The organism is Streptomyces sp. NBRC 110611 (assembly GCF_001590865.1).
Classification (GTDB): domain Bacteria; phylum Actinomycetota; class Actinomycetes; order Streptomycetales; family Streptomycetaceae; genus Streptomyces.
The window spans coordinates 182125-204111 of sequence record NZ_BBUY01000007.1 but is presented as its reverse complement, the minus strand read 5'-3'; the positions used below and the strand labels follow the sequence as shown (position 1 = coordinate 204111).

General features: G+C 73.8%; 15 protein-coding genes. 6 read left to right on the top strand and 9 right to left on the bottom strand.

The features are described from left to right. Nucleotides 1–51: 51 nt before the first annotated feature. Entirely contained in the window at nt 52–594 is a 543-nt protein-coding gene (locus AZE13_RS17965; RefSeq protein ID WP_066932427.1) for a DUF1697 domain-containing protein, read from the top strand. Nucleotides 595–615: 21 nt separating this feature from the next. On the opposite strand, the gene AZE13_RS17960 is transcribed toward AZE13_RS17965, so the two are convergent. Together AZE13_RS17960 and AZE13_RS17955 are read right to left on the bottom strand one after the other, a co-directional pair. Then, on the bottom strand, nt 616–1521 hold the full coding sequence (locus AZE13_RS17960) for an IclR family transcriptional regulator C-terminal domain-containing protein (RefSeq protein ID WP_066932426.1): 906 nt from the start codon (nt 1519–1521) through the stop codon (nt 616–618). 160 nt (nt 1522–1681) lie between these two features. After that, nucleotides 1682–2626 (bottom strand): zinc-binding alcohol dehydrogenase family protein, encoded by a 945-nt coding sequence (locus tag AZE13_RS17955; protein WP_066932424.1) that lies wholly within the window; start codon nt 2624–2626, stop codon nt 1682–1684. Nucleotides 2627–3367: 741 nt separating this feature from the next. Between AZE13_RS17955 and AZE13_RS17950 the strand changes: the two genes are divergently transcribed. Continuing rightward, nucleotides 3368–4882: an FAD-dependent monooxygenase gene (locus tag AZE13_RS17950; protein ID WP_066932422.1), complete on the top strand. Its 1515-nt coding sequence runs from the start codon at nt 3368–3370 to the stop codon at nt 4880–4882. Between the two features lie 69 nt (nt 4883–4951). On the opposite strand, the gene AZE13_RS17945 is transcribed toward AZE13_RS17950, so the two are convergent. The 3 genes from AZE13_RS17945 to AZE13_RS17935 are packed head-to-tail and all read right to left on the bottom strand — an operon-like array spanning nt 4952 to nt 11273. Beyond that, nucleotides 4952–6916 (bottom strand): helicase-associated domain-containing protein, encoded by a 1965-nt coding sequence (locus AZE13_RS17945; protein WP_066932420.1) that lies wholly within the window; start codon nt 6914–6916, stop codon nt 4952–4954. Continuing rightward, nucleotides 6913–8406, bottom strand: a complete 1494-nt coding sequence (locus AZE13_RS17940; RefSeq protein WP_066932418.1) for an SWIM zinc finger family protein — start codon at nt 8404–8406, stop codon at nt 6913–6915. Before AZE13_RS17940 ends, AZE13_RS17945 begins: the two co-directional genes overlap by 4 nt. Then, the gene (locus tag AZE13_RS17935) at nt 8403–11273 is read right to left on the bottom strand and encodes a DEAD/DEAH box helicase (protein ID WP_066932417.1); all 2871 of its coding nucleotides are present in this window, start codon (nt 11271–11273) and stop codon (nt 8403–8405) included. The genes AZE13_RS17940 and AZE13_RS17935 overlap by 4 nt, the downstream gene beginning before the upstream one ends. Nucleotides 11274–11606: 333 nt before the next feature. On the opposite strand from AZE13_RS17935, the gene AZE13_RS17930 reads away from it, so the two are divergent. Together AZE13_RS17930 and AZE13_RS17925 are read left to right on the top strand one after the other, a co-directional pair. Next, a complete protein-coding gene (locus AZE13_RS17930) occupies nt 11607–13142 on the top strand; it encodes a UvrD-helicase domain-containing protein (protein ID WP_066932415.1) in 1536 nt (511 codons plus the stop codon). Between the two features lie 85 nt (nt 13143–13227). Continuing rightward, nucleotides 13228–13542 (top strand): DUF6343 family protein, encoded by a 315-nt coding sequence (locus AZE13_RS17925; protein WP_066932413.1) that lies wholly within the window; start codon nt 13228–13230, stop codon nt 13540–13542. Nucleotides 13543–13638: 96 nt separating this feature from the next. Here the strand turns inward: AZE13_RS17925 and AZE13_RS17920 are convergent, their stop codons facing one another. The 4 genes from AZE13_RS17920 to rpsA form a co-directional block, all read right to left on the bottom strand. After that, nucleotides 13639–14031: a tetratricopeptide repeat protein gene (locus AZE13_RS17920; protein ID WP_066932411.1), complete on the bottom strand. Its 393-nt coding sequence runs from the start codon at nt 14029–14031 to the stop codon at nt 13639–13641. A 243-nt stretch (nt 14032–14274) separates the two neighbouring features. Then, on the bottom strand, nt 14275–14865 hold the full coding sequence (coaE, locus tag AZE13_RS17915) for a dephospho-CoA kinase (RefSeq protein ID WP_066932409.1): 591 nt from the start codon (nt 14863–14865) through the stop codon (nt 14275–14277). Nucleotides 14866–14964: 99 nt separating this feature from the next. Then, entirely contained in the window at nt 14965–15918 is a 954-nt protein-coding gene (locus AZE13_RS17910; protein WP_066932407.1) for a PAC2 family protein, read from the bottom strand. Between the two features lie 393 nt (nt 15919–16311). Beyond that, nucleotides 16312–17826 carry a 30S ribosomal protein S1 gene (gene rpsA, locus AZE13_RS17905; RefSeq protein ID WP_066932405.1) on the bottom strand — a complete coding sequence of 505 codons (1515 nt, stop codon included), beginning with the start codon at nt 17824–17826 and terminating at the stop codon, nt 16312–16314. A 374-nt stretch (nt 17827–18200) separates the two neighbouring features. Here rpsA and AZE13_RS17900 point away from each other — a divergent pair, with 374 nt between their 5' ends. Together AZE13_RS17900 and AZE13_RS17895 are read left to right on the top strand one after the other, a co-directional pair. Further along, nucleotides 18201–19022, top strand: a complete 822-nt coding sequence (locus AZE13_RS17900; RefSeq protein ID WP_066932403.1) for a class I SAM-dependent methyltransferase — start codon at nt 18201–18203, stop codon at nt 19020–19022. A gap of 113 nt (nt 19023–19135) precedes the next feature. Further along, complete coding sequence (locus AZE13_RS17895; RefSeq protein ID WP_066932761.1) at nt 19136–21916, top strand: ATP-dependent RNA helicase; 2781 nt, start codon at nt 19136–19138, stop codon at nt 21914–21916. The last annotated feature ends 71 nt before the right edge of the window (nt 21917–21987 follow it).

The window sequence follows — 21987 nt, the reverse complement described above, 5'->3', positions numbered from 1 at the left end:
CGGCCGTCACCGGTCCTCGCCGGGGGCGGCCCCTACGAAGGGCACCGTTCCATGTCCCGCCAGATCGCCCTGCTCCGCGGCGTCAACGTCGGAGGCCACAACTCCTTCCCCAAGGCCCGGCAGCTGGCACTGGCCGAGTCGCTGGGCCTCACGGACGTCTCCGTGCTGCTGCAGACCGGCAACCTCGTCTTCGCGGACCCCGGTACGCCGCCCGAGGAGACGGCGCGCGTGCTGTACGAGGGGATCGCCGCCCAGCTCGGCCTGGCGGTGCCGGTCGTCGTCCGCACCCGCGACGAGCTGGCCGCCGTGGTGGCCGCCAATCCGTTTCCGCAGGCCGTACCGGAGCCCAAGAGCCTGCATGTGACGTTCCTGTCGGCCGTGCCGGCCGACACCTCGCGGCTGGACGCGCTCGATCAGGCCGCCTTCGCGCCCGACCGGTTCCGGCTGACCGGACGCGAACTGTACCTGTGGTGCCCGGGCGGCATCGGCCGCTCCAAGCTCGCCGAGCGGGTGAGCCGTGCCCCGCTCGGTGTGACGGCGACGGCCCGGAACTGGAACACCGTCACCAAGCTCCTGGCCCTCGCGGACGGTTGACCTCCCCGGAGATCGCGGCGCTCAGGCCCGGGCCCTGTCGGCCTGGCCCGCGTCCGGCCGGGCCGCTCCGTACCGGCTGAGTTCGGCCGCCGCCTCCTTCGTCGCCTCGATGACGCTGTTGGGTGGCACCGGCATCACGGATTTGAGCTTGAGCAGGAGGACCGCGCCCATGATGGAACCGTCCCACATGATCGGCGCGGCGCAGGAGTTCCATCCGGCCATGCACTCCTCGTACCCGAGCGCGTAGCCGAGGTCGCGCACCTCCGCGAGGGATGCCAGCAGCGCGTCGTTGTCCACGTAGACGCCCGGTCCCGCCTGGTCCGGTACCGGCTCGGCCAGCACCCGCTGCTGGAGCACCGGGGGAAGGTAGGCGAGGATCGTCCGCCCGGAGGCACCGGTGCGCAGAGAGCGCGTCACGGACAGCACATCGCGTGGTGTCATGCCCAGCTCCGCGAGGTCGGAGTCGCCGACGGCCATATCGACGCACTGCCGCTGCGCGCCGGAGAACGGGGCGACCATGTAGAGGAACGCCAGCCCGCCGTCGGTGGCCTCCCGCAGCTCGCCGAGCACCGTCTGGGCGCCGTCGAGGCGGTGGTCGAGCGCGGTGAAGGCGAGCTGGGCGGCCGAGGTCCGCAGCCGGTAGAGGCCCCGGTCGACCCGTTCGAAGATCCGCTGGTAGATGCCGGACTGCAGGATGCGGTAGACGACCGAGTCGTCCAGGCCGGTGAATTCGGCGATCTCGCCCGGCCCGTGGGCGGATCCGCCCAGCTCGGCGAAGGCCGTCTGGACGAGGAAGACCCGCTCGGCATGGCTGGATCCCGACGTCCGGGACCCTGTGGACGGTCCGGTTCCGCCGGCCGTCCTGGCGCGGCCCGGGGTGCCCGGAGCCGTGGTGGTCGTGCCGCTCGGTGTGGTGCTGTTGCCCATCGTGTGCTCTCTTCCTGGCAGTGTTCCGTGCGCCGGCGCACGGCGGTTCGGCTACGAGCGTCCGCCCCGCTCGTCACGCGCCGGGCGGCGCCCCCCGGCGGACGGCCCCGGGGTGCGCTCCCGGAGCCGCAGTGTCCCTCGGACACCCGGACTACCGGAATTACCGGGTGGCGTCCAGGGCCAGCTTCCCGGTGGGGGTGCGGGCCGCCAGGTCGTGGTGCGCCCGGGCCGCCTCGGCGAGGCCGTGGACGGCACCGGTCAGCGGCTTGAGGGAACCGTCGGACACCGCGTCGAACAGCGCCTTCATGGACGTCGGGAGCGCCGTCCGGTCCGCGTAGAGCTGCGGCAGCCAGAAGCCGGAGACGGTGATGGACCGCTGCATCAGGTCCCGGGTCGGCACACTCGCCAGTTCGCCGCCGGCGAATCCGTACACGGCGAGCCGGCCGCGCGGCGCGACGGCGGCGAGGGTCCGTTCGAAGGTGACGCCGCCGGTCATCTCCAGCGCCGCGGCGACCGGGCCGCCCGCGGCGTCCAGGATGCGCTCCGTCAGGTCCTCGGCGGCCGAGTCGACGACCGCGTGGGCGCCCAGCTCCCGGACCCGTTCGCGTTTCTCCGGGGAGCCCGCGAGGCCGATGACCCTGGCACCGGCCCGCGCCGCGAGCTGGACGGCCAGGGAGCCGACGCCGCCGGCCGCGGCCGGTACGACGACCGTCTCGCCCTCGGTGATCCGCAGCACGGTGAAGAGCAGATGCCAGGCGCTGTTGCCCTGGAGCGCCAGCGCGACGGCCTGCTCGTCGCTGACGGCGTCGGGGACGTCCCAGGTCACCCGGCGGTGCAGCAGCGCCCGCTCCGCGTATCCGCCGCCACGGCACAGGCCGACGACGCGCCGGGTGCCGCCCACGGTCCCCACGACCTCGTTGCCGGGTATGTACGGCAGCTCGACGGGCGCCAGGTAGGAGTTCCCCCGTACGTGCACATCCGCGTAGTTGATGCCGGCCAGGGCGACGTCGACCAGTGCGTGTCCGCTGCGGGGTGCCGGCTCGGGCACGTCCTCCAGCCGCAGCACGTCCGGGCCGCCGAATTCTCGCATCACGATCGCGCGCACGTCTCTCCCTCGGGTTCTGCGGTGCGGTGCCCGCACAGGGTAGGCACGGCGCCCTCCGGACCGTGGCCACCCGATCATTTCGCGCCAACCATGCGGGGATTCCCACGCGTTTTCCCGTCTCCTCCTCTTCTCCGCACGGGAATTTCCCGGCCGCTTTCTCGCTACGAGAGAAAGCAGCCAGGCATTTTCCGCCCATTACGTCGTTTTGCTCCAGATTTACCCATCGGTATTCCCGGGGTGGCTCTGTCGCGCCTCTCGCTCAAACATGGCTACCGGATGTGATCGGCGCCGCCTACGATCCCGAACTGTGTCCGTTGTTGACCAGTGGTGACGGCCGCGTCCCCAGGGGGAGTGCGCTCCGCGAGGCAGCCGCACCCACCCACCGCACCCGGTGACACGGGCGGGTGACGGAGGACGTGACCGCGCGCGGGGCGGCCCGGACACGGCCTGAGGGGGAAGCATGATGGGGAAATCGGGGGGCGGCAGGCCGGCACTCGCGCCGGCCTGCCGGGACCCACAGCGAGCACAACCACTGCCACCGGCGTCGCTGCGCGTTCTGCGGACCGCGACCACGTCCCTGCCGTTCTCCTTGCCGCCCTCGCTGACGGCCTCGTTCACGGCCGCCGCCGACGCCGTCATCGCCGCCGCGCGCCGGCGCTCCCGACCGTCTGCGGCACCGCCCTACCTTGACGTGCCCCGCTCGCGCCGGGGGACCGCGCGCCGCCGAGAAAGGGACCGCCCATGAACGCGCCGAGCAGTACGAGCAGCAGCGGGCTGCAGTTCATCCACCCGTACCTCGCCGTGGTGCTCGGCGGCGGCTTCACCGGCATGCTCGCCGCCGCGGCGCTTTCCGGGCACGCCGACGTCATCGTCGTCGAGCGCGAACGGCTGCCGCGGACTCCCGCCCTGCCCACGGACCTTCCGCAGGCCCGGCACGCCCATCTGCTGGCCGCCGACGGCGCCCGGAAGATCGATGCCGTGCTGCCCGGCAGCGTCGACCGGTGGCTCGCCGAAGGCGCCCGCCGGGTCCCGATGCCCGCCGAACTCGCCGCCCACTCGCCGCTGGCCCGGTTAGGCCGCCGGCGCCTGCCGTACCTGATCGCCTGCTCCCGTGATCTGCTCGACCGGGTCATCCGCCATCAGGTTCCCGCCCTCCCCGGCGTCACCGTCCTCGACGGAACCGAAGCGGAGGGGCTGACCGGCACCGCGGAACACATCACGGGCGTACGCGTCCGGGACACCACGACCGGGGAAACGTATCGGCTCGACGCCGACCTCGTCATCGACGCCACCGGCCGGCACTCCACCACCCAGGACCGGCTGCGGGCCCTGGGACTGCCCAGCGCCGTCGAGGACGTCGCGGACTCCGGGACGGTCTCGGCGACCCGGATCTTCCGTGCCCCCGACGGCCTGCGGCCCCTGCCGGTGCTCACCTCCCGCTCGGTCCGCAGCGCCGCGCCCCCCGAGCTCCCGGCTCCTCCCCCGAGTTCTCGGCTCCGCTCGAACAGGGGGGACCCCCATGAGCAGGGAGGTGCCCCCCTCGCGCACACCGGCCCGCCGCGCGGGGTGCCGGCGGCGACGGCCACCCTCGTCCCCATCGAGGGCGGCCGCTGGCTGGTCACGCTCACCGGCACCGGGGACGACCGGCCGACCGAACACGCCGGACGGTTCGTGCCGTTCGCCCGCCGTACGGGCAGCTCCGCCATCGGCGACCTGATCGCCGGTGCCGAGCCGCTGAGCGAGGTACGGCTGTCCCGCGACACCTTCAGCCGGCGACGCCGCTACGACCAGCTGCCCGCCTGGCCCACCGGCTTCGTCGCACTCGGCGGCGCCGTGGTCTCCCTGACCCCCGATTTCGGCCAGGGCCTGTCCATCGCCGCCCACAGCGCCGCCGCCCTCCGTACGGCGCTCCGCCGGCACGGCATGGACGATCCGGCCCTCGCCCGGAGGGTGCAGCGCGCCATCGGCCGCATCGTGCACGAGCCCTGGGCGCTGACCACCGGCGAGGTCCTCCACTCCCCCGCCGCGGCCCGCCCCGCCGTCTGCCGCGCCTACGCCGACGTCGTCACGCCGTCCGTCCGCACGGCCCGCTTCCTGCCGCGCCCGGCGGCGCTGCGCCTGCTGCGGAACACGGCACGGATCCGCCCGGCACGAGGCGGCTCCGCGGGCTGGGAGACACCCCCGATATCCCTCCAGCCGCCTCTGCCCACCACGACCGAACCCTCCTCGGCCACCGGGCCGTGGCCCCCTGCCTAGAGCAGCGGGGGCTGCCCAGAGCAGCGGCGGCCTGGAAGCCGTCGCCCGGGGCAGTGGGCCCGGGGACCGTCAACGTGCGGGTACCGCCGTCCCGCCCGGCTCCTGAGGGGGCGCGGGGAGCCCCAGGAGGCGGTGGGCGAGCGCGAGCGGTGCCTGCGGGTCGCGGGTGGGCGCGGCGGCGTGGGTGCGGTGCGCGGGGAGGCGTTCGACGGTCGTGGTTCCGGTGCCGGACTCCAGGGCGGGTGCGTAGCCGGCGGCGCGCAGGGCGTCCAGGGTGGCGGCCGGCGGACGGCCGCTGACCAGGACGGTCGGTGCGATGACGCGCAGCGCGAGATCCCGCAGGGCACGGTGGGCGGCGAGCTCCTTGATCAGGGTTTCGTCGTCGGAGCGGACGCAGCAGGCGGCGGGCAGGACCCGCATCCGGCCGTGGGCGCGGGCGGCGTCCTGGATCAGGTAGCGCAGCGGCTGCGGCAGGGTGCCGGTCGCCGAGGTCCGCGTGAGGTCGTCGAGGAGGGTGTCGGCGGTGTGCCCGGCATCCAGCGCGCGGCGTACGGAGGCGGGGGTGAAGCGCCAGGTGACGGCGTGCCCTTCGGACTCGCGGTCGGCCGCTGAGGCGAGCAGTCCGTCGAGCGTGGCGGCGGGGCGGCCGGGGACCACGGCGGTCAGATCGGCCTGGAAGTGGGCCTGTTGGAGCGGCGGCGGGAGCAGGTCCGTGAGCGCGGCGTCGAGGGAGTGCGGGCCGGCGAGCAGGGCCCGGCCCAGCGGGGTGAGCGTGCCGTGGGCGACAAGACCCAGGCAGGCGGCCTCGTGGAGGGTGTGGGCGGCACGCTCCTCGGCCATCGGCTGGTGGGTGACGGCGAGGGGGCGGTGCCAGTCCGCGGCCCGGAGGAGGGCGCGCAGCGAGGCGCCGGCGGTCGCCGGGCGCTGCTCCGGCTCCGGCTCCGGTGCCGCGGTGCCCGGCAGGGGCGGGAGCGGGACCCCCGCGCCGAGGGGGACGGCCGCCAGAGCGGCGAGGAGGGCGTACCGGAGGGCCGGGGCGTGCCGGTCGTGGCCGCGGACCAGCGCGGTCGGGGTCTCCCCGAAGGGGGTGTGGCTGGGGATGTCCCAGAGGGCGGACCAGGCTGCCAGCACGGGGGCGAGGCGCCGGCCGGGCGGCCGGCCCAGCCAGTCGTCGTAGGCGCTGGTGGGGAGGGCGGTGATGCCGGCCGGGGTGCGGGTCAGAGCGATCAGACCGGCGGCGAGGGCGAGGTCGAGGAGGAGCCGGGTGTGCGGTTCGGTGGCGCCGGCCGCCTTGGCCAGCCGCTTGATCTCCCGCACGGTCAGGCCGCCGGACTTGCGCAGCGCGGCGGGCTGCGCGGCGAGGGAGGCCAGCAGGCGCTCCAGGGTGGCGGCGAGGGTGGCCGCGGCGGCCCGGGACTCGTCATGCGGTGACGTCACGGGGGCAGGCGCGGTGGGCCCCTCGGAGGCGGCGGTGGTCTCCGGGGCGGGGCACGGGGCGTCCGGGAGGAACGGGCCGAGGTCGTGGGCGGCCAGGAGCTGCGGGGTGCGGGGCGGGACGACGATGGCGCCGTCCTCGGCCGGGGCGGCGAGTCCGTTCTCGTAGAGGGCGCGCAGCGCGGCTTCGGCGGCGCCGCGGGCGGGTCCGGTGGCGTCGAGGGCGGTGAAGACGTCCTCGGGCGGGACGGGGGCGGTGGCCAGTTGCGCGAAGGACAGGCGGTGCGCCATCAGGGACTGGTAGTCGGCTCCCGGGGCGGGCGCGGCGGGGCCGGGGGCGTCCTGTGCGGCGCGCTCCTGGCTGATGCGGGCGGTGTTGGCGAGCACCTGCAGCCCGGGGTGGTCCAGGTGCAGCACCAGGTGGTGGAGGGTTTCGTAGGACCACAAAGCGCTTGCCAGGCCACGCAGTCCGGTGGCCGCGGGGCGGCGGGAGAGCGGCTCGGCATGGCGGGTGAGGAGTGCGGCGAGCTGCTCGGGGGTGCGCTGGGCGAGGGACCGGGTGAGTGTGTCGAGACCTTCCACGGCCTTGAGGTTAGTCATCGCGCGAGGAGGGTGGTCAGGGCGCCCACGGGGTCCGCGTCGGCGGGCCCGGCGGGCCACCAGTCCCCGGCGCCGGGCTCGGACTCGTAGGGGTACCAGCGGTGGTCGTGGCCGAAGCGGAGCTGGACGCCGCGGCCCGGGTCGGTGAGGTGGTTGCGGTGCGGGCGCAGGGCGGGGAGGTCCGCGGCCAGGAGGGCACTGCGGGCCCGGTCGAAGTCGCCGGCCGGCGGGTTCCAGGTGGTCTCCAGGAGGGCGAGGCCTTCGGGGCCGCCCTGCCGCCAGGCGGCCACGGAGCGGGCCACGTCCGTGGCAGTCCGGCCGGTGGCCGCCGCCAGGTCGCGGTAGAGGGCACGGGTGGCGGAGGTGAGCCCCGCGGTGGGGTGGGCGGTGGCGGCCAGGCGGATGGCGTCCTCCCGGGGAGGGAGGTCCGGGAACAAGCTGGGGCGGTCCGGCGGCCCGCCACCGGGGGGCGGGGGTGCGGCCGCCGAGACGCAGGCGTGGGCGCGGGCCGCGGCGTCGGCGGCGAGCAGTTCGAGCGTGGCGGGGTCGAAGGGGAGGCCGTCGCCGTCCGGGAGGGCGGGCGGCCGGCCGGGGTGCGGGGGCACTGGCAGGGGCGGCGGGAGCGACGGCCGGGAGCGGTCGGCGAGGGCCGTGCGCGCGAGGACGCCGGGCGGCGTGGGGGTCCCCGGTGCCGTGGGCTCCCCGGGGGCGGCGGCCGCCTCCCCGGCAGCGGTATGTGCGGTTCCGCGCGTTGCCGGTGTTCCTTCGGGCTCTCCGGATCCGCGGCCGGCGGTGGCCGGCGGCGTGGCGGTGTGCGGGTACCCGCGGGCTTCGCGGGCGGTCAGGGCGGCGTTGCGGCGGGAGAGCTCGTCGAGGAGTTCGCGTTCGCCCCGGCCGCGCATCAGCAGCAGGACGAACGGGTCCGCGTCCAGGAGCCTGGCCACCTGGAAGCAGAGCGCGGCGGCGTGTTTGCAGGGCCGCCCGTCGTCGGGGCACGAGCACCGGGGGACGAGGTCGCCCGGCCCCGGCAGCAGGCGTTCCTCGCGCTCGGCCAGCGCGAGGGGCAGCTTCTTGGCCAAAAGGGCGGCGAGCCGTCCGGGCTCCGCGGCGACCGCGTCCAGAAGGCTGTGCCACTCCTGATCGGTGAGCGTTCTGAGACGGACTTCGGCGAGGTAGGGGCGGGGGCGGCTGCCGCGTACGGTGGCGATGACGCGGCCCGGGGTGACGGTGATGGTGTCGACATGGCCGTCGCGGGCGTACGTCCGGCCGCGGGCGAGCCGGGCGCTGTCGAGGGCGGTGGTCTCCAGCGCGTCCAGCCAGGCGCTGCCCCACCAGGATTCGGCGAACAGCCCCCGGGCGCCGGGTCTGGCCGGCAGGGGCGGGAAGGTACGGGTGCGATCCGCACGGGACGTCCGATCCGTACGGGACGCCCGGTCCGCAGCGGCGGGGCGGCTCGAGTCCGGGCGGCTCCAAGCAGGGCGAGGGTTCATCCGGGCCTCCCCAGGGAGACGAGATCGGCCAGTTCGGCATCGGACAGTTCGGTGAGCGCCGTCTCTCCCCCGGAGAGCACGGCGTCGGCGAGCGCCCTTTTGGCGCTGAGGAGCTGGGCGATGTTGTCCTCGACCGTGCCCTCGGCGATCAGGCGGTGGACCTGGACGGGCTGGGTCTGGCCGATCCGGTAGGCACGGTCGGTGGCCTGCTCCTCCACCGCCGGGTTCCACCAGCGGTCGTAGTGGATCACATGTCCGGCGCGGGTGAGGTTCAGACCGGTCCCCGCCGCCTTCAGGGACAGCAGGAAGACCGGTGCCCGCCCGGCCTGGAAGCGGTCGACCATCCTCTCCCGTTCGGCGACGGGGGTCCCGCCGTGCAGCAGCTGGACCGGGATACCGCGCGCTCCCAGATGCCGCTCGAGCAGCCGCGCCATATCCACGTACTGAGTGAAGAGCAAGGTGGCGCCGTCCTCGGCGAGGATGGTGTCCAGGAGTTCATCGAGGAGCTGGAGCTTTCCGGAGCGGGCGGCCAGGCCCGGTGCGGCCTCCTTGAGGTACTGCGCGGGGTGGTTGCAGATCTGCTTGAGGGCCGTGAGCAGCTTCATGACCAGGCCGCGGCGCGCGATGCCCTCGGCGGTCTCGATCCGGGTGAGGGTTTCCCGGACCACGGCCTGGTACAACGCGGCCTGTTCGCGGCCCAGCGCCACCGGGTGGTCCGTCTCGGTCTTGGGCGGGAGTTCGGGCACGATCCCCGGGTCGGACTTCTTGCGGCGCAGGATGAACGGGCGGACCAGCCCGGCCAGCCGCTCGGCGGCCTCCGGGGCCTCGCCTCCTTCGACCTCACGGGCGTGCAGCGCGCGGAACGTCTTCAGCGGGCCGAGGAGTCCCGGGGTCGTCCAGTCCAGGAGGGCCCACAGCTCGGAGAGGTTGTTCTCGACCGGCGTGCCGGTGAGGGCGATCCGGGCCGGGGCCCGGATACCGCGCAGCGCCTTGGCCGTCGAGGAGCTCGGGTTCTTCACATGCTGGGCCTCGTCGGCGACGACCCACGCCCAGCTGCGGGCGGCCAGTGCGGTGGCGCTGCTGCGCATCGTCCCGTACGTGGTCAGGACGAAGCCGCCGGCCAGGCCGTCGAGGCTGCGCCCGGTGCCGTGGAAGCGGCTGACCGGCGTTCCCGGGGCGAAGCGCTCGATCTCACGCTGCCAGTTGCCGAGGAGCGAGGCGGGGCAGACCACGAGCACCGGTTCGGCGGGGCGCCGGTGCTGATGGAGCGCGATGACGGTGAGGGTCTTGCCCAGCCCCATGTCGTCGGCGAGACAGCCGCCGAGGCCGAGGGAGGTCATGGTGTCGAGCCAGGTCATGCCCCTCAGCTGGTAGTCGCGGAGGGTCGCCCGCAGGCCGGGCGGCTGGGGCAGGGTGCGGGCCTGGGCGGTGAGACGGCCGCGGAGCGCGGCGAGCGCCCCCAGGGGCACCACCTCGACCTCCTCGCCGTCCACCTCCGCGGTGCCCTTGAGCGTCGCGGCGAGGGCGTCGGCCGGTTCCAGATAGCCCAGTTCACGCTTGCGGGCCTTGCGTACGAGCCCGGGGTCGACCAGGACCCACTGGTCGCGCAGCCGGACGACGGGCCGGTGCGCCTCGGCGAGGGCGTCCATCTCCGCCTCCGTGAGCGGCACCCCGTCCATCGCCACCTGCCAGCGGAACCGGGCCAGTTCGCGGGCGTCGAAGAAGCCGAAACCGTCCGCGGCGGAGCCCGGCGCCGGACGCAGCACCGCTGTCGCGGTGAGCCCGCGCGCCAGGTCCCTGGGCCAGTGGACGGCCACGCCCGCTGCGCCCAGGCGAGGCGCGGCCTCCCCCAGCAGCTCGGACAACTCGTCCTCACCGAGGGGCAGTACGTCGGGGACCGGCCGTTCCAGGAGCCGAGCGAGCGGTGCCCAGACGCGGGCGGCGCGGCGCAGCGCCAGGAGAGTGTCGACGCGGGCGCGCGGCCCGAAGTGGTCGGGGCCCGCCCCCTCCCACAGGGCGGCGGCGTCGGCCACCAGTGTCGGGTCGGTGAGGCTCTGCACCTGCAGGACCGCGGCCGCCGCACCGCGCTCGTCGCTCCCGCCCTCCCCGGATCCTTCTCCTCCGTCGAAGAGCCTGTGCGGTGCGAGATCGAGGCGCAGCGAGAGCCGCACGCCGGCGTCGGCTCCGGCCGCGACCTCGGCGGCCCATTCCCGGGCGCCCGGGAGGTGCTGGGGCTCGGCTGCGGCGAACGGCGCGCCGGCCACGAGTCCGGCCGCGGGCGTGCGCGGCAGCGCGTCGACGACCGCGTCCAGATAGCGCCGCACCAGGACCGCGGGATCGTGCAACCGCAGCGGACGACTGCCGGGCAGTGGCACGGCGTAGGCCTCGGCGGGCATGGCGGCGGCGATGGCACGCAGGTGGGCGAGGTCTTCCGGGTCGAGCGGTCCGGCGCGCCAGGCGTCGGTATCGTCACCGGTCAGCCCCGGCAGCAGGCGGCCGCGCGCGGCGAGCTGCAGCGCGTGCAGCGTGGCGGCGCCCCAGCAGCGGGCGGCCGGGTCGGCGGCCGGGTCGTGCCGGGCCCGGACCAACAGCGGTACGGCCTCGGCGAGCGGCAACAGCACGGCCGGGACCGTACGGGCCCGCGCGCCCTTGCCGTGACGGCGGGCGACGGTCAGCCGGCCGGCCTCCACGGCCCCGTCCCCGCCCGGCGCCGCTCCGCCCGCTCCCCGGGGAACGGTATCCGGGAGCGGACCGCCGTCGGGCCGCCAGAGAGCGATCTTCCCGGCGCGTGGCAGCCGGGCGGGCAGAAAGACCGCGGCGCAGCGGGCCACCGCGGCGTACCCGGCACCCTCCTCCGGCCTCGTCATCCCATCCCCCGTTTTCCGGCCGGTCCATCCTCCGGCCTGTGAGTCTACGGTCGCGCCCACGTGCGTCCCCGGCCTCCCGCCGCTCCCTCGCCGCTCCTCCCGCTCCGCTCTCCCGCGGACCGCCGCAGCAGTCCGTCCGACGCACGCGTTCGCTGGAATTCGATGGAAGCAGACGGCACTGACAACGCGCTCCGGCCGCCCTCCCGCGCGGGGCCGGAGGGCCGAGTTATCCACAGGCCGCAGAAAATTTCTCACGCTCCCGCCGAGTTCCATTACAGTCAGTGACGAACTCACTCTGGGTAATCATCCTGTCGACGCAGACGAGGAGCTCTCATGACCGCCCACGCCCCCGCCCACATCACCCGCCACGCGCCCACGCCCGAACAGCGCGCCGCGGCAGAAGCCTTCTCCACCGGCGCCCACCTCGTGATCCAGGCCGGCGCGGGGACGGGCAAGACCACGACCCTCGCGATGCTCGCGCGCTCGGCGCGGCGGCAGGGCCGGCTCGGCCGCTATATCGCCTTCAACAGAGCCGTCGCCCGGCACGCCGCCCGCCAGTTCCCCGCCGAGGTGACCTGCGGAACCGCCCACGCCCTCGCCTACACCGCCGTGGGCCGCAAGTACCGGGCGCGGATGAACGCCCCACGGCAGGCCGGCTGGCGCACCGGCGAGGCGTTGGGCATCGACGACGGCATGTCCGTCCGGATCGGCCCGCGCAAGGTCGACAACAAGGCGCTCTCCCACACGGTCCTGCGTACCGTCACCCGCTTCTGCCAGTCGGCCGACAGAGAGATCGCCGCCCACCATGTCCCGCCGCTGCGCGGAGCCGAATCCGCACCGCTGCACGCCCACCTCGCCGCCCTCGCACTGCCCTTCGCGCACAAGGCCTGGGCCGATCTGCAGCATCCGGAGCACGGCGCCGTCCGCTTCGAGCACGACCACTACCTGAAGATGTGGGCACTGCGCGACCCCGTCATCCCGGCGGACTTCCTGCTGCTGGACGAGGCACAGGACACCAACCCGGTCGTCGAGCAGGTCTTCACGGCGCAACGCGACCACGCCCAGCTCGTCCTGGTCGGGGACTCCGCACAGGCCATCTACGGCTGGCGCGGCGCACGCGACGTGATGACCGGATTCGACGGCAGACAGCTCAGCCTCTCCCACTCCTTCCGCTTCGGACCGGCGCTGGCCGCCGAGGCGAACCGCTGGCTGGCGATCGTCGGCGCACCGATCCGGCTCACGGGTTCGCCCTGCCTGGAGACGGAGTTACGCCCGCTCCGTGCGCCGGAGGCCATCCTGTGCCGGACGAACGTGGGGGCGATAGTCGAGGTGATACGGCAGCTGGACGCGGGCCGCCGGGTCGCGCTCGCCGGCGGCGGCGAGGCACTGAGCGCCCTCGCCCGCGCCGCGCACGATCTCGAGGCCGGCCGCCGCACCACCCATCCCGAGCTGACACTCTTCGAGACCTGGCCGGAACTCCGCGAGTACGCCGAATCCGACCCGGCCGGCCGGGATCTGCTGCCGCTGCTGGAGCTCGTCGACGAACACGGCGCGGAATCCCTCCTACGCGCGCTGGACCGGCTCTCGCCCGAGGAGTCCGCCGAGGTCACGGTGTCCACGGCGCATCGCGCCAAGGGCCGGGAGTGGGCCAGCGTGCGCATCGCGGACGACTTCAACGGCCCCGACGACCTCGACGAACAGGACGCGGACGGAGCACCGCTCCCCGGGCCGGTCGACATCGACGAGGCGCGACTGGCGTACGTCGCCGTCACCCGCGCCCGATCGCTGCTCGACATCGGCGGGCTGTCCTGGATCAACACCCACCCGGCCGGCGACCCGCGCCCTCCGGAGGGCAGGCCGAGGACATGACGATGCCGGACGACGGACAGGCGCCGAAGCGGCACGTGACGAGCCGCCCGGCCGGGAGGATCCTGGAGGTGGGAGAGGGGTGCCGATGCGTACCGGAGATGAGCCTCTGCACGCGCGCAGCTCGCTGAGACTGCGCTGTGGGCTGGCGCTGTGGGGTCTGCTGTGGGCCATCGCCGGGGCCGTGCTCTTCGCCGGCGCAGGCCGTCCGCAGTGGGCGGCGGCGTGCGCCGCCTTGGCCATGGTGGCGGCGACGGACCTGGTCGTGGTGGTCCGCCATATCCGCCAGGGACCGCACTACCAGCCCGGCAGGGACATACCTCCCTACGAGCCCGACCACGGCCGGAACGACACGTTCGGCATACGGAACCGCTCCAGCCGCGGACGCGGCACCAGACCGTAGCCCGCGACACCGGTCACTGATGGCCGGCCACCGGTGGGCGACCGATACCGCGCCGGGGCCGGGCACAGCGCGTGCAGGAGTGGCGTGCCACGCCGCCTACAGGCTGTGTTCGCCGGTGCCGGGGGCGTCACGTACGAAGCGGGCTGCGCGGAGGAACTCCGGGCGTGGTTCGAGGGCAGCTGCCAGCCGGAAGTGGCGCAACGCCTCGTCGGAGCGGTTGGCGCGCTCCAGGGTGCGGCCGAGTGCGAAGTGGGCGAAGGCGTTGTCCGGTTCACGCTCCAGCACGATCTGGAACTCGAGTTCCGCCGGGCGCAGTTGGGCGGCGAGGAAGAAGGAACGGGCACGCAGCAGTCGGGCCGCGGTGTTCTCGGGGTGTGCGGAGATGACCGAGTCCAGCAAGCGGATCGCGCCGCGTGGATCACGGGCCGCCAACAGCTGCTCCGCGGCGCGGAAGTCGATGACATGCGTCTCGGGACTGTGCTCGGGCACTGACTGCTCCTCTCGTACACCGTCACCGGTGCCACAACCATGGAGGCATGCGTCGACGACGGACCGTACGGCGTTACCTGCGGCCACAACAATCCCCACGAGCACGGGATTCCCCGAGCACGGACTGCGGGCTGCGCCACTTCCCCCTACCGACCCGCCATCGTCGGGCCTCACTGCCGACCGGCCATCGTCGGAGACTGCGGAAGCCGCGGGACGGTCATGACGGCGAGGGCACCGCCGGCGTCAGGCCTGTCGCAGGCGCTCCCATACGGCGCGGACCTGGGGTTCCAGGTCCTCCAGCGGGCCGTCGTTGTCGATGACGAGGTCCGCGACGGCCAGCCGCTGTTCGCGGGTCGCCTGGGCCGCCATCCGGGCCTTCGCCTCGTCCTCCGCCATGCCGCGCAGCCGCACCAAGCGGTCCAGCTGGGTCTGCGGGGCGGCATCGACCACGATCACCAGCTCGTACAGCGGCGCCAGACCGTTCTCCGCCAGCAGCGGCACGTCATGGACCACCACCGCGTCCGGTCCGGCCGCCGCTTCGAGTTCTGCCGATCGTGCGCCCACCAGCGGGTGCACGATCGCGTTCAGCGCCTTGAGCTTCTCGGGGTCGGCGAACACGACGGCCCCCAGCTTGGGCCGGTCCAGGGTGCCCTCGGGCGTGAGGACGCCGTCCCCGAACTCCTCGACCACCGCCGCCAGTCCGGGCGTACCCGGTTCGACGACCTCGCGTGCGATCTCGTCCGCGTCCACGATCACCGCGCCATACGACGCCAGCAACCGCGAAACCTCACTCTTGCCCGCGCCGACGCCGCCGGTCAGCCCCACCTTCACCATGGGCCCACGCTATACGGTCCGCCGGGATACGGTCCTCCGGGGCGGCCGATGCCAGGGAGAGTGCCCGGGAGAGCGGCATCAGGGGCGGCACCGTCCGGTTCAGCGCCCGTCCCCGCCACCATCGCTCTCTCGTTCCGCCAGAAAGCGCTCGAATTCCCTGCCGATCTCGTCGGCCGACGGGAGCTCCACCGGCTCGGCCACCAGGTTGCCCCGGGACTCCGCGCCGGCCACCGCGTCGTACTGGTGCTCAAGCCCGCTGACCAGGGCGACCAGTTCCTCGTCGCCCTCCGAGATCTGCCGCTCGATCTCCTCCTGCGTCCTCAGCGCCTCCGTCCGCAGCGCATGGGCCGCACCGGGCAGCACCAGGCCGGTCGCGGCCGTCACCGCCTCCAGGGCGGTCAGCGCGGCATCGGGATAGGCGGACCGGGCGATGTAGTGCGGCACATGAGCCGCCACCCCCAGGACGTCGTGTCCCGCCTCGGCCAGCCGGAACTCGACCAGCGCCTCCGCGCTGCCGGGCACCTGGGCCTCGTCGAAGAAGCTGGCGTGCCCCGGCATCAGGTCGGTGCGGTTGCCGTGCGGGGTGATGCCCACGGGGCGGGTGTGCGGGACGCCCATGGGGATGCCGTGGAAGTTCACCGAGAGGCGCACCCCGAGCCGCTCCACGATCTGCTGCACAGCGGCCGCGAAACGCTCCCACTCGACGTCCGGCTCGGGCCCGGACAGCAGCAGGAACGGCGCGCCGGTGGTGTCGCGCACCAGCCGGAGCTCGATGCGCGGGGTCTCGTACGCCGTCCAGCGGTCGCGTTCGAAGGTGAGCAGCGGACGGCGGGCGCGGTAGTCGACGAGGCGGTCGTGGTCGAAGCGGGCGACTACCTCGTTCGGCAGGCCGTCGAGCAGCCGCCGCACGATCTGGTCGCCCGTCTCACCGGCGTCGATGTACCCGTCGAAGTGGTACAGCAACACCAGTCCGGCGGAGTCCCTGGAAGCCAGCGCCTCGACCTCGGCGAGCCCGCTCGGCTCCCATGCGTACAAACTCTGGGGATCCAACACAGTGACCGCTCCTCCTCGTTCTCATGAACGCCAACGCACGATCACCCGCAGGCATTCCCGGGTCCGGGATGTGCCCCGCCCCTTTCCGGACACGTTTCCCGCCCCCACGAGCACTCCGTCGCGGCCCCGCCTCCCGCCGGCTCCAGCGCCGTCGCGGCCCCGCCGTCCCCCGCGCCGCCGGCCCCGCCCGCGCGCAATGTCCGGATACGGCAAGGACGTTGGACGCCAGCCACCTCGCCGCCCGTCTCGCCGCCGCCGAACCGGATGACCGGATTCGGCTCACCGACGGCACGCACCCCGGACGACACGACGAAGGCCCGCTCCCCCGGAAGGGAACGGGCCTTCGCCTATCGGCTAGTGCCTAGCGGCGAACCGCCGCCTGTCGGCGCGAGCTCAGCTCTGGCCGCCGGCCAGCTTCTCGCGGAGCGCGGCGAGCGCCTCGTCCGACGCCAGGGCGCCGGAGTTGTCCGCCGACTCCGAGGAGTACGAGCCGCCACCGGCCTGGCCACCGGCGTTGCCGGCGCCCTGGGCCGCCGGCGCCGCAGCGCCCTCGGCCGCAGCCTGCTCGTCGGCCTCGCGGGACTTGATGACCTGGGCCTGGTGCTGCTCGAAGCGCGCCTGGGCCTCGGCGTACTGCTGCTCCCAGGCCTCGCGCTGGGCCTCGTAGCCCTCCAGCCAGTCGTTGGTCTCCGGGTCGAAGCCCTCGGGGTAGATGTAGTTGCCCTGGTCGTCGTAGGACGCGGCCATGCCGTACAGGGTCGGGTCGAACTCGACCGCCATCGGGTCGGCACCGAAGGACTCGTTGGCCTGCTTCAGCGAGAGGCTGATGCGACGGCGCTCGAGGTCGATGTCGATGACCTTGACGAAGATCTCGTCGTTGACCTGGACGACCTGCTCCGGGATCTCCACGTGGCGCTCGGCCAGCTCGGAGATGTGCACCAGGCCCTCGATGCCCTCGTCGACGCGCACGAACGCACCGAACGGAACGAGCTTGGTGACCTTACCCGGGACGACCTGACCGATCTGGTGGGTCCGGGCGAACTGCTGCCACGGGTCTTCCTGGGTCGCCTTGAGCGACAGGGACACGCGCTCGCGGTCCATGTCGACGTCCAGGACCTCGACCGTGACCTCCTGGCCGACCTCGACGACCTCGGACGGGTGGTCGATGTGCTTCCAGGACAGCTCGGAGACGTGGACCAGACCGTCGACGCCACCCAGGTCCACGAAGGCACCGAAATTGACGATGGAGGAGACGACGCCGGAGCGCACCTGGCCCTTCTGGAGGGTGGTGAGGAAGGTCTGGCGGACCTCGCTCTGGGTCTGCTCCAGCCAGGCACGGCGGGACAGGACCACGTTGTTGCGGTTCTTGTCGAGCTCGATGATCTTGGCCTCGAGCTCCTTGCCCACGTAGGGCTGAAGGTCGCGGACGCGGCGCATCTCGACCAGGGAGGCCGGGAGGAAGCCACGGAGGCCGATGTCGAGGATGAGACCACCCTTGACGACCTCGATGACGGTACCGGTGACGATGCCGTCCTCTTCCTTGATCTTCTCGATGGTGCCCCAGGCACGCTCGTACTGGGCGCGCTTCTTCGAGAGGATCAGGCGGCCTTCCTTGTCCTCCTTCTGGAGGACGAGGGCCTCGATCTCGTCACCGACGGCGACGACCTCGTTGGGGTCGACGTCGTGCTTGATCGAGAGCTCACGGCTCGGGATGACGCCTTCGGTCTTGTAACCGATGTCGAGCAGGACCTCGTCCCGGTCGACCTTCACGATGACGCCGTCGACGATGTCGCCGTCGTTGAAGTACTTGATCGTCTCGTCGATCGCGGCGAGGAAGGCTTCCTCGTTACCGATGTCGTTGACCGCAACCTGCGGAGTGGTGGCGGTGGTCTCGGTGCTGCTCGTCATGTGGGAAAGGGCTCCGGTACGGACATTGAAGTCGTAGGTACTGCTACGCCGAGAGCCCGTATCGCTTCTGCATAAGCCGGACAGTGTCAGAGACGCTGTCACCGGAAGCCCGTGGATGCCGGAGCACTCGGGACGATCCGGAACGCCTCAAAACCGAGGGGTGCATACAGATGCGAGCGCGGCCTGCTCCGTCCGAGGCGCGCAGGCCCGCAGCGCAACTTGTAGCATACGGGGGCAGCCGGACACGGTCAATGCGCGAACGCGCACACCCGGGACAGAACGCCCCATACCCGGCGTGCGCGGTGTTCCGCAAGGTCGTGCGGCCTCACAGCCCTGCGGCTACAAGCACAGCGAAGACTACGACGACAGGCGCGATGAACCAAGACCACGAGCCGGAGGCGACCCGCCGTGACGCCTCGGACACCGAAAGCAGCCGCGCCAACCGGGGCTGGTGGGACCGCAACGCCGACGAGTACCAGAGCGAACACGGCGCGTTCCTCGGAGACGACCGGTTCGTCTGGGGCCCCGAAGGGCTGGACGAGGCGGACGCCGCACTGCTCGGACCCGCCGCCGCGCTGAAGGGCCGGCGGATCCTGGAGATCGGGGCCGGCGCGGCACAGTGCTCCCGCTGGCTGGCGGCGCAGGGCGCGCTCCCGGTGGCACTCGACCTCTCGCACCGGCAGCTCCAGCACGCACTGAGGATCACCGACGCCACGGCGGACGAGGCGACGGAGCTGGTGGAGGCGGACGCCGGGGCCCTGCCGTTCCGGGACGGCAGCTTCGACCTGGCCTGTTCCGCGTACGGCGCGCTGCCGTTCGTCGCGGACCCGGTACGGGTGCTCCGCGAGGTCCGCCGGGTACTGAGGCCGGGCGGCCGCTTCGTCTTCTCGGTGACCCACCCCATCCGGTGGGCCTTCCCCGACGAGCCGGGCCCCGAGGGACTGTCGGTCGCGGCCTCGTACTTCGACCGCACGCCGTACGTCGAGCAGGACGGGACCGGCCGGGCGGTGTACGTCGAGCACCACCGGACGCTGGGTGACCGCGTACGGGACGTGGTGACGGCCGGATTCCGGCTGCTGGATCTCGTCGAGCCGGAGTGGCCGGCCTGGAACACCCAGGAATGGGGTGGCTGGTCCCCGCTGCGCGGGCATCTGATCCCGGGTACGGCGATCTTCGTGTGCGAGGCGGACGCGTAGCTTCCCGGCTGCCTGCGCGAGGCGGCACGTGGCGTGCACGCGCGGTGGCCCCCGGCCCCGGCCCCCTGCGCAGGGCAACGGCGCTGTCAGTGGCGGACGGCACACTGGGGGACGTGACCGACCGTGACGCCCTCGCCCAGCTGCCCGTACGGACCGCCCTGCCCGCGCTGCGCACCGCCCTCGCCGAGGCCGGCAGCGCGGTGCTGTGCGCACCGCCCGGCACCGGCAAGACGACCCTGGTGCCGTTGGACCTCGCGGGCCTGACCGGCGACGGGCCGCTGCGGCGGGTACTCGTCGCCGAGCCACGGCGGATCGCGGCCCGGGCGGCCGCGCGGCGGATGGCCTGGCTGCTCGGCGAGGTCGTCCCCGGCGGGGGTGGCAAGAGCGTCCCCGACACGGGTGGTGACCGGGGAGCGGGCGGGCGGGTCGGCTTCACGGTGCGCGGTGAGCGACGAGTGGGGCCGCACACCGTCGTGGAGGTCGTGACCACCGGCGTACTGCTGCAGCGACTGCAGCGCGACCCGGAGCTGGCCGGGGTCGATGTCGTCGTACTGGACGAGTGCCATGAACGGCATCTCGACGCCGACACCTCCGCGGCGTTCCTCCTGGACGTACGGGAGACACTCCGCCCCGACCTGCGACTGGTGGCCGCGTCGGCGACGACGGACGCCGAGGGATGGGCCGGGCTGCTCGGTGGCCCGGCGGGGCCTGCCCCGGTGGTCGAGGCGGCAGGTGTGTCACATCCGGTGGAGACGGTGTGGGCGCCACCGGAGCGGCCGGTGCGGCCGCCGCACGGCATGCAGGTGGATCCGGCGCTACTGACACATGTGGCCGCGGTGGTGCGGCGGGCGCTGCGCGAGCAGGCGGGCGACGTGCTGTGCTTCCTGCCCGGCGTCGGGGAGATCGGACGGGTCGCCGGGGAACTGACCGGGGTGGACGCCGAGGTGCTGCAGGTGCACGGGCGGGCACCGGCCGAGGTGCAGGACGCGGTGCTGGCGGGCGGGGACGGCGTCCGGCGGGTGGTGCTGGCGACCTCGGTGGCGGAGTCGAGCCTGACCGTGCCGGGTGTGCGGGTGGTGGTGGACAGCGGGCTGGCGCGGGTGCCTCGGATGGATCACGCACGGGGGCTGAGCGCGCTGACGACCGTACGGGCCTCCCGGGCGGCGGCCCGTCAGCGCGCGGGACGGGCCGGGCGCGAGGCACCGGGTGTGGTCTACCGCTGCTGGCCGGAGGGCGAGGACGGGCGGCTGCCGGCGTTCCCCGAGCCGGAGATCAAGGTCGCCGATCTGACGGCGTTCGCCCTGCAGGCCGCCTGCTGGGGCGACCCGGCCGCCAGCGGTCTGGCGCTGCTCGACGCGCCGCCGGCGGGTGCGCTGGCCGCGGCCCGGGAGGTGCTCACGGCCATCGGCGCCCTCGACACGGAGGGCCGGGCCACGGACCGGGGCATACGTATGGCCCGGCTCGGCGTGCACCCCCGGCTGGCGCGCGCCCTGCTGGACGGTGCGGGCGAGGTCGGCATGCGGCGGGCCGCGGAGGTGGTCGCCCTGCTGAGCGAGGAGCCGCCACGGTCGTACGGAGACGATCTGGCCGCTGCCTGGCGCACGGTGCGGCGCGGCGGCGACGCGTACGCCGCCAGATGGCGGCAGGAGGCGCGGCGGCTCGCCGCAGCGGGCCGGCAGGCTCCCGGGAGGGCTGACAAAGGCGCGCCCATCAGCGGTGACGCAGAAGCCGGTACGGAGGCCGGTACGCAGAACGGCATGCGGGCCGGTACGGGCAGCGGTGCATGCTCGGCGGCCGCCGCAGGCACGGGTGCCTCCCGCGACGGGGGCGCCTCCCCCGGCAGGGGGACGTCCCGTGACGGCACTGCCGGGGGTGCCTCCGATGACGCCGGCGCCGGCCTCATCGCCGCGCTGGCGTTCCCGGAGCGGGTGGCACGGGCCCGTGGCGTGGGGAGCTACCTCATGGCATCCGGCACCGGTGCCGAGCTGGCGGGGGCCGGGGCGGGACCGGGGACCCGGGCCGGGGACGGTTCGCGACTGCGGGAGGCCGGGTGGCTGGCGGTCGCGGTGGCGGACCGGCCGGTGGCGGCGGCATCGGCACGGGTGCGGCTGGCGGCGGTGATCGATGAGGAGACGGCGTGCCTGGCGGCCGGCGCGTTGCACTCCTCGGGGGAAGAGGTGCGCTGGTCGGACCGCGATGTGGTGGCCCGGGCCGTGACCCGGCTGGGCGCGATCGAATTGACGTCACGTCCGCTGGGCACCCCCGACCCGGCACTCCTGCGCCATGCCGTCGTATCGGGCCTGCGACGGGAGGGCCTCGGTCTGCTGAGGTGGCCACCCGCCGCGGTGGCGCTGCGGCAGCGGATGGCGTTCGTCCACCGCGAGTTGGGCGCGCCCTGGCCCGATGTGTCGGACGCCGCGCTGCTGGAGCGGGTCGAGGACTGGCTGGGCGTGGAACTGGGCAGGGCGCGCCGGCGGTCCGATCTGGAACGGGTGGACGCGGGCCAGGCGCTGGCCCGGCTGCTGCCCTGGGCGACCGGAGACGCGGCCCGCTTCGACGCACTCGCCCCGGAGCGGCTCGAGGTGCCGAGCGGCTCCCGCATACGGATCGACTACGAAGGCGAGCAGCCTGTGCTGGCCGTGAAGCTGCAGGAGCTCTTCGGCCTGCAGGAGTCGCCGCGACTGGCCGGCGGCCGCGTACCCGTACTGGTGCATCTGCTCTCCCCCGCCGGCCGGCCCGCCGCCGTCACAGCCGATCTCGCCTCCTTCTGGCGCGACGGATACCGTTCCGTGCGAGCGGAGTTGCGCGGCCGCTACCCCAAGCACCCCTGGCCGGAGGACCCTTCCACCGCCGAACCGACCCGGCACACCTCAGCCCGCCTCAAACGCAACTAAGTTCCCAGCCCCTAAGGGAAATCCCCTACCCACACCCCGCATCACACCCCCTATCCCCGAAATCACAGACC

Bases quoted from the DNA above. Each gene is read 5' to 3' on its own strand.
- AZE13_RS17965 (WP_066932427.1), top strand. From the start codon at position 52: ATGTCCCGCCAGATCGCCCTGCTCCGCGGCGTCAACGTCGGAGGCCAC.
- coaE (WP_066932409.1), bottom strand. From the start codon at position 14,865: ATGGTGAAGGTGGGGCTGACCGGCGGCGTCGGCGCGGGCAAGAGTGAG.
- AZE13_RS17900 (WP_066932403.1), top strand. From the start codon at position 18,201: ATGAACCAAGACCACGAGCCGGAGGCGACCCGCCGTGACGCCTCGGAC.
- AZE13_RS17925 (WP_066932413.1), top strand. From the start codon at position 13,228: ATGCGTACCGGAGATGAGCCTCTGCACGCGCGCAGCTCGCTGAGACTG.
- AZE13_RS17935 (WP_066932417.1), bottom strand. From the start codon at position 11,273: ATGACGAGGCCGGAGGAGGGTGCCGGGTACGCCGCGGTGGCCCGCTGC.
- AZE13_RS17960 (WP_066932426.1), bottom strand. From the start codon at position 1,521: ATGGGCAACAGCACCACACCGAGCGGCACGACCACCACGGCTCCGGGC.
- AZE13_RS17945 (WP_066932420.1), bottom strand. From the start codon at position 6,916: ATGACTAACCTCAAGGCCGTGGAAGGTCTCGACACACTCACCCGGTCC.
- AZE13_RS17940 (WP_066932418.1), bottom strand. From the start codon at position 8,406: ATGAACCCTCGCCCTGCTTGGAGCCGCCCGGACTCGAGCCGCCCCGCC.
- AZE13_RS17950 (WP_066932422.1), top strand. From the start codon at position 3,368: ATGAACGCGCCGAGCAGTACGAGCAGCAGCGGGCTGCAGTTCATCCAC.
- AZE13_RS17930 (WP_066932415.1), top strand. From the start codon at position 11,607: ATGACCGCCCACGCCCCCGCCCACATCACCCGCCACGCGCCCACGCCC.
- rpsA (WP_066932405.1), bottom strand. From the start codon at position 17,826: ATGACGAGCAGCACCGAGACCACCGCCACCACTCCGCAGGTTGCGGTC.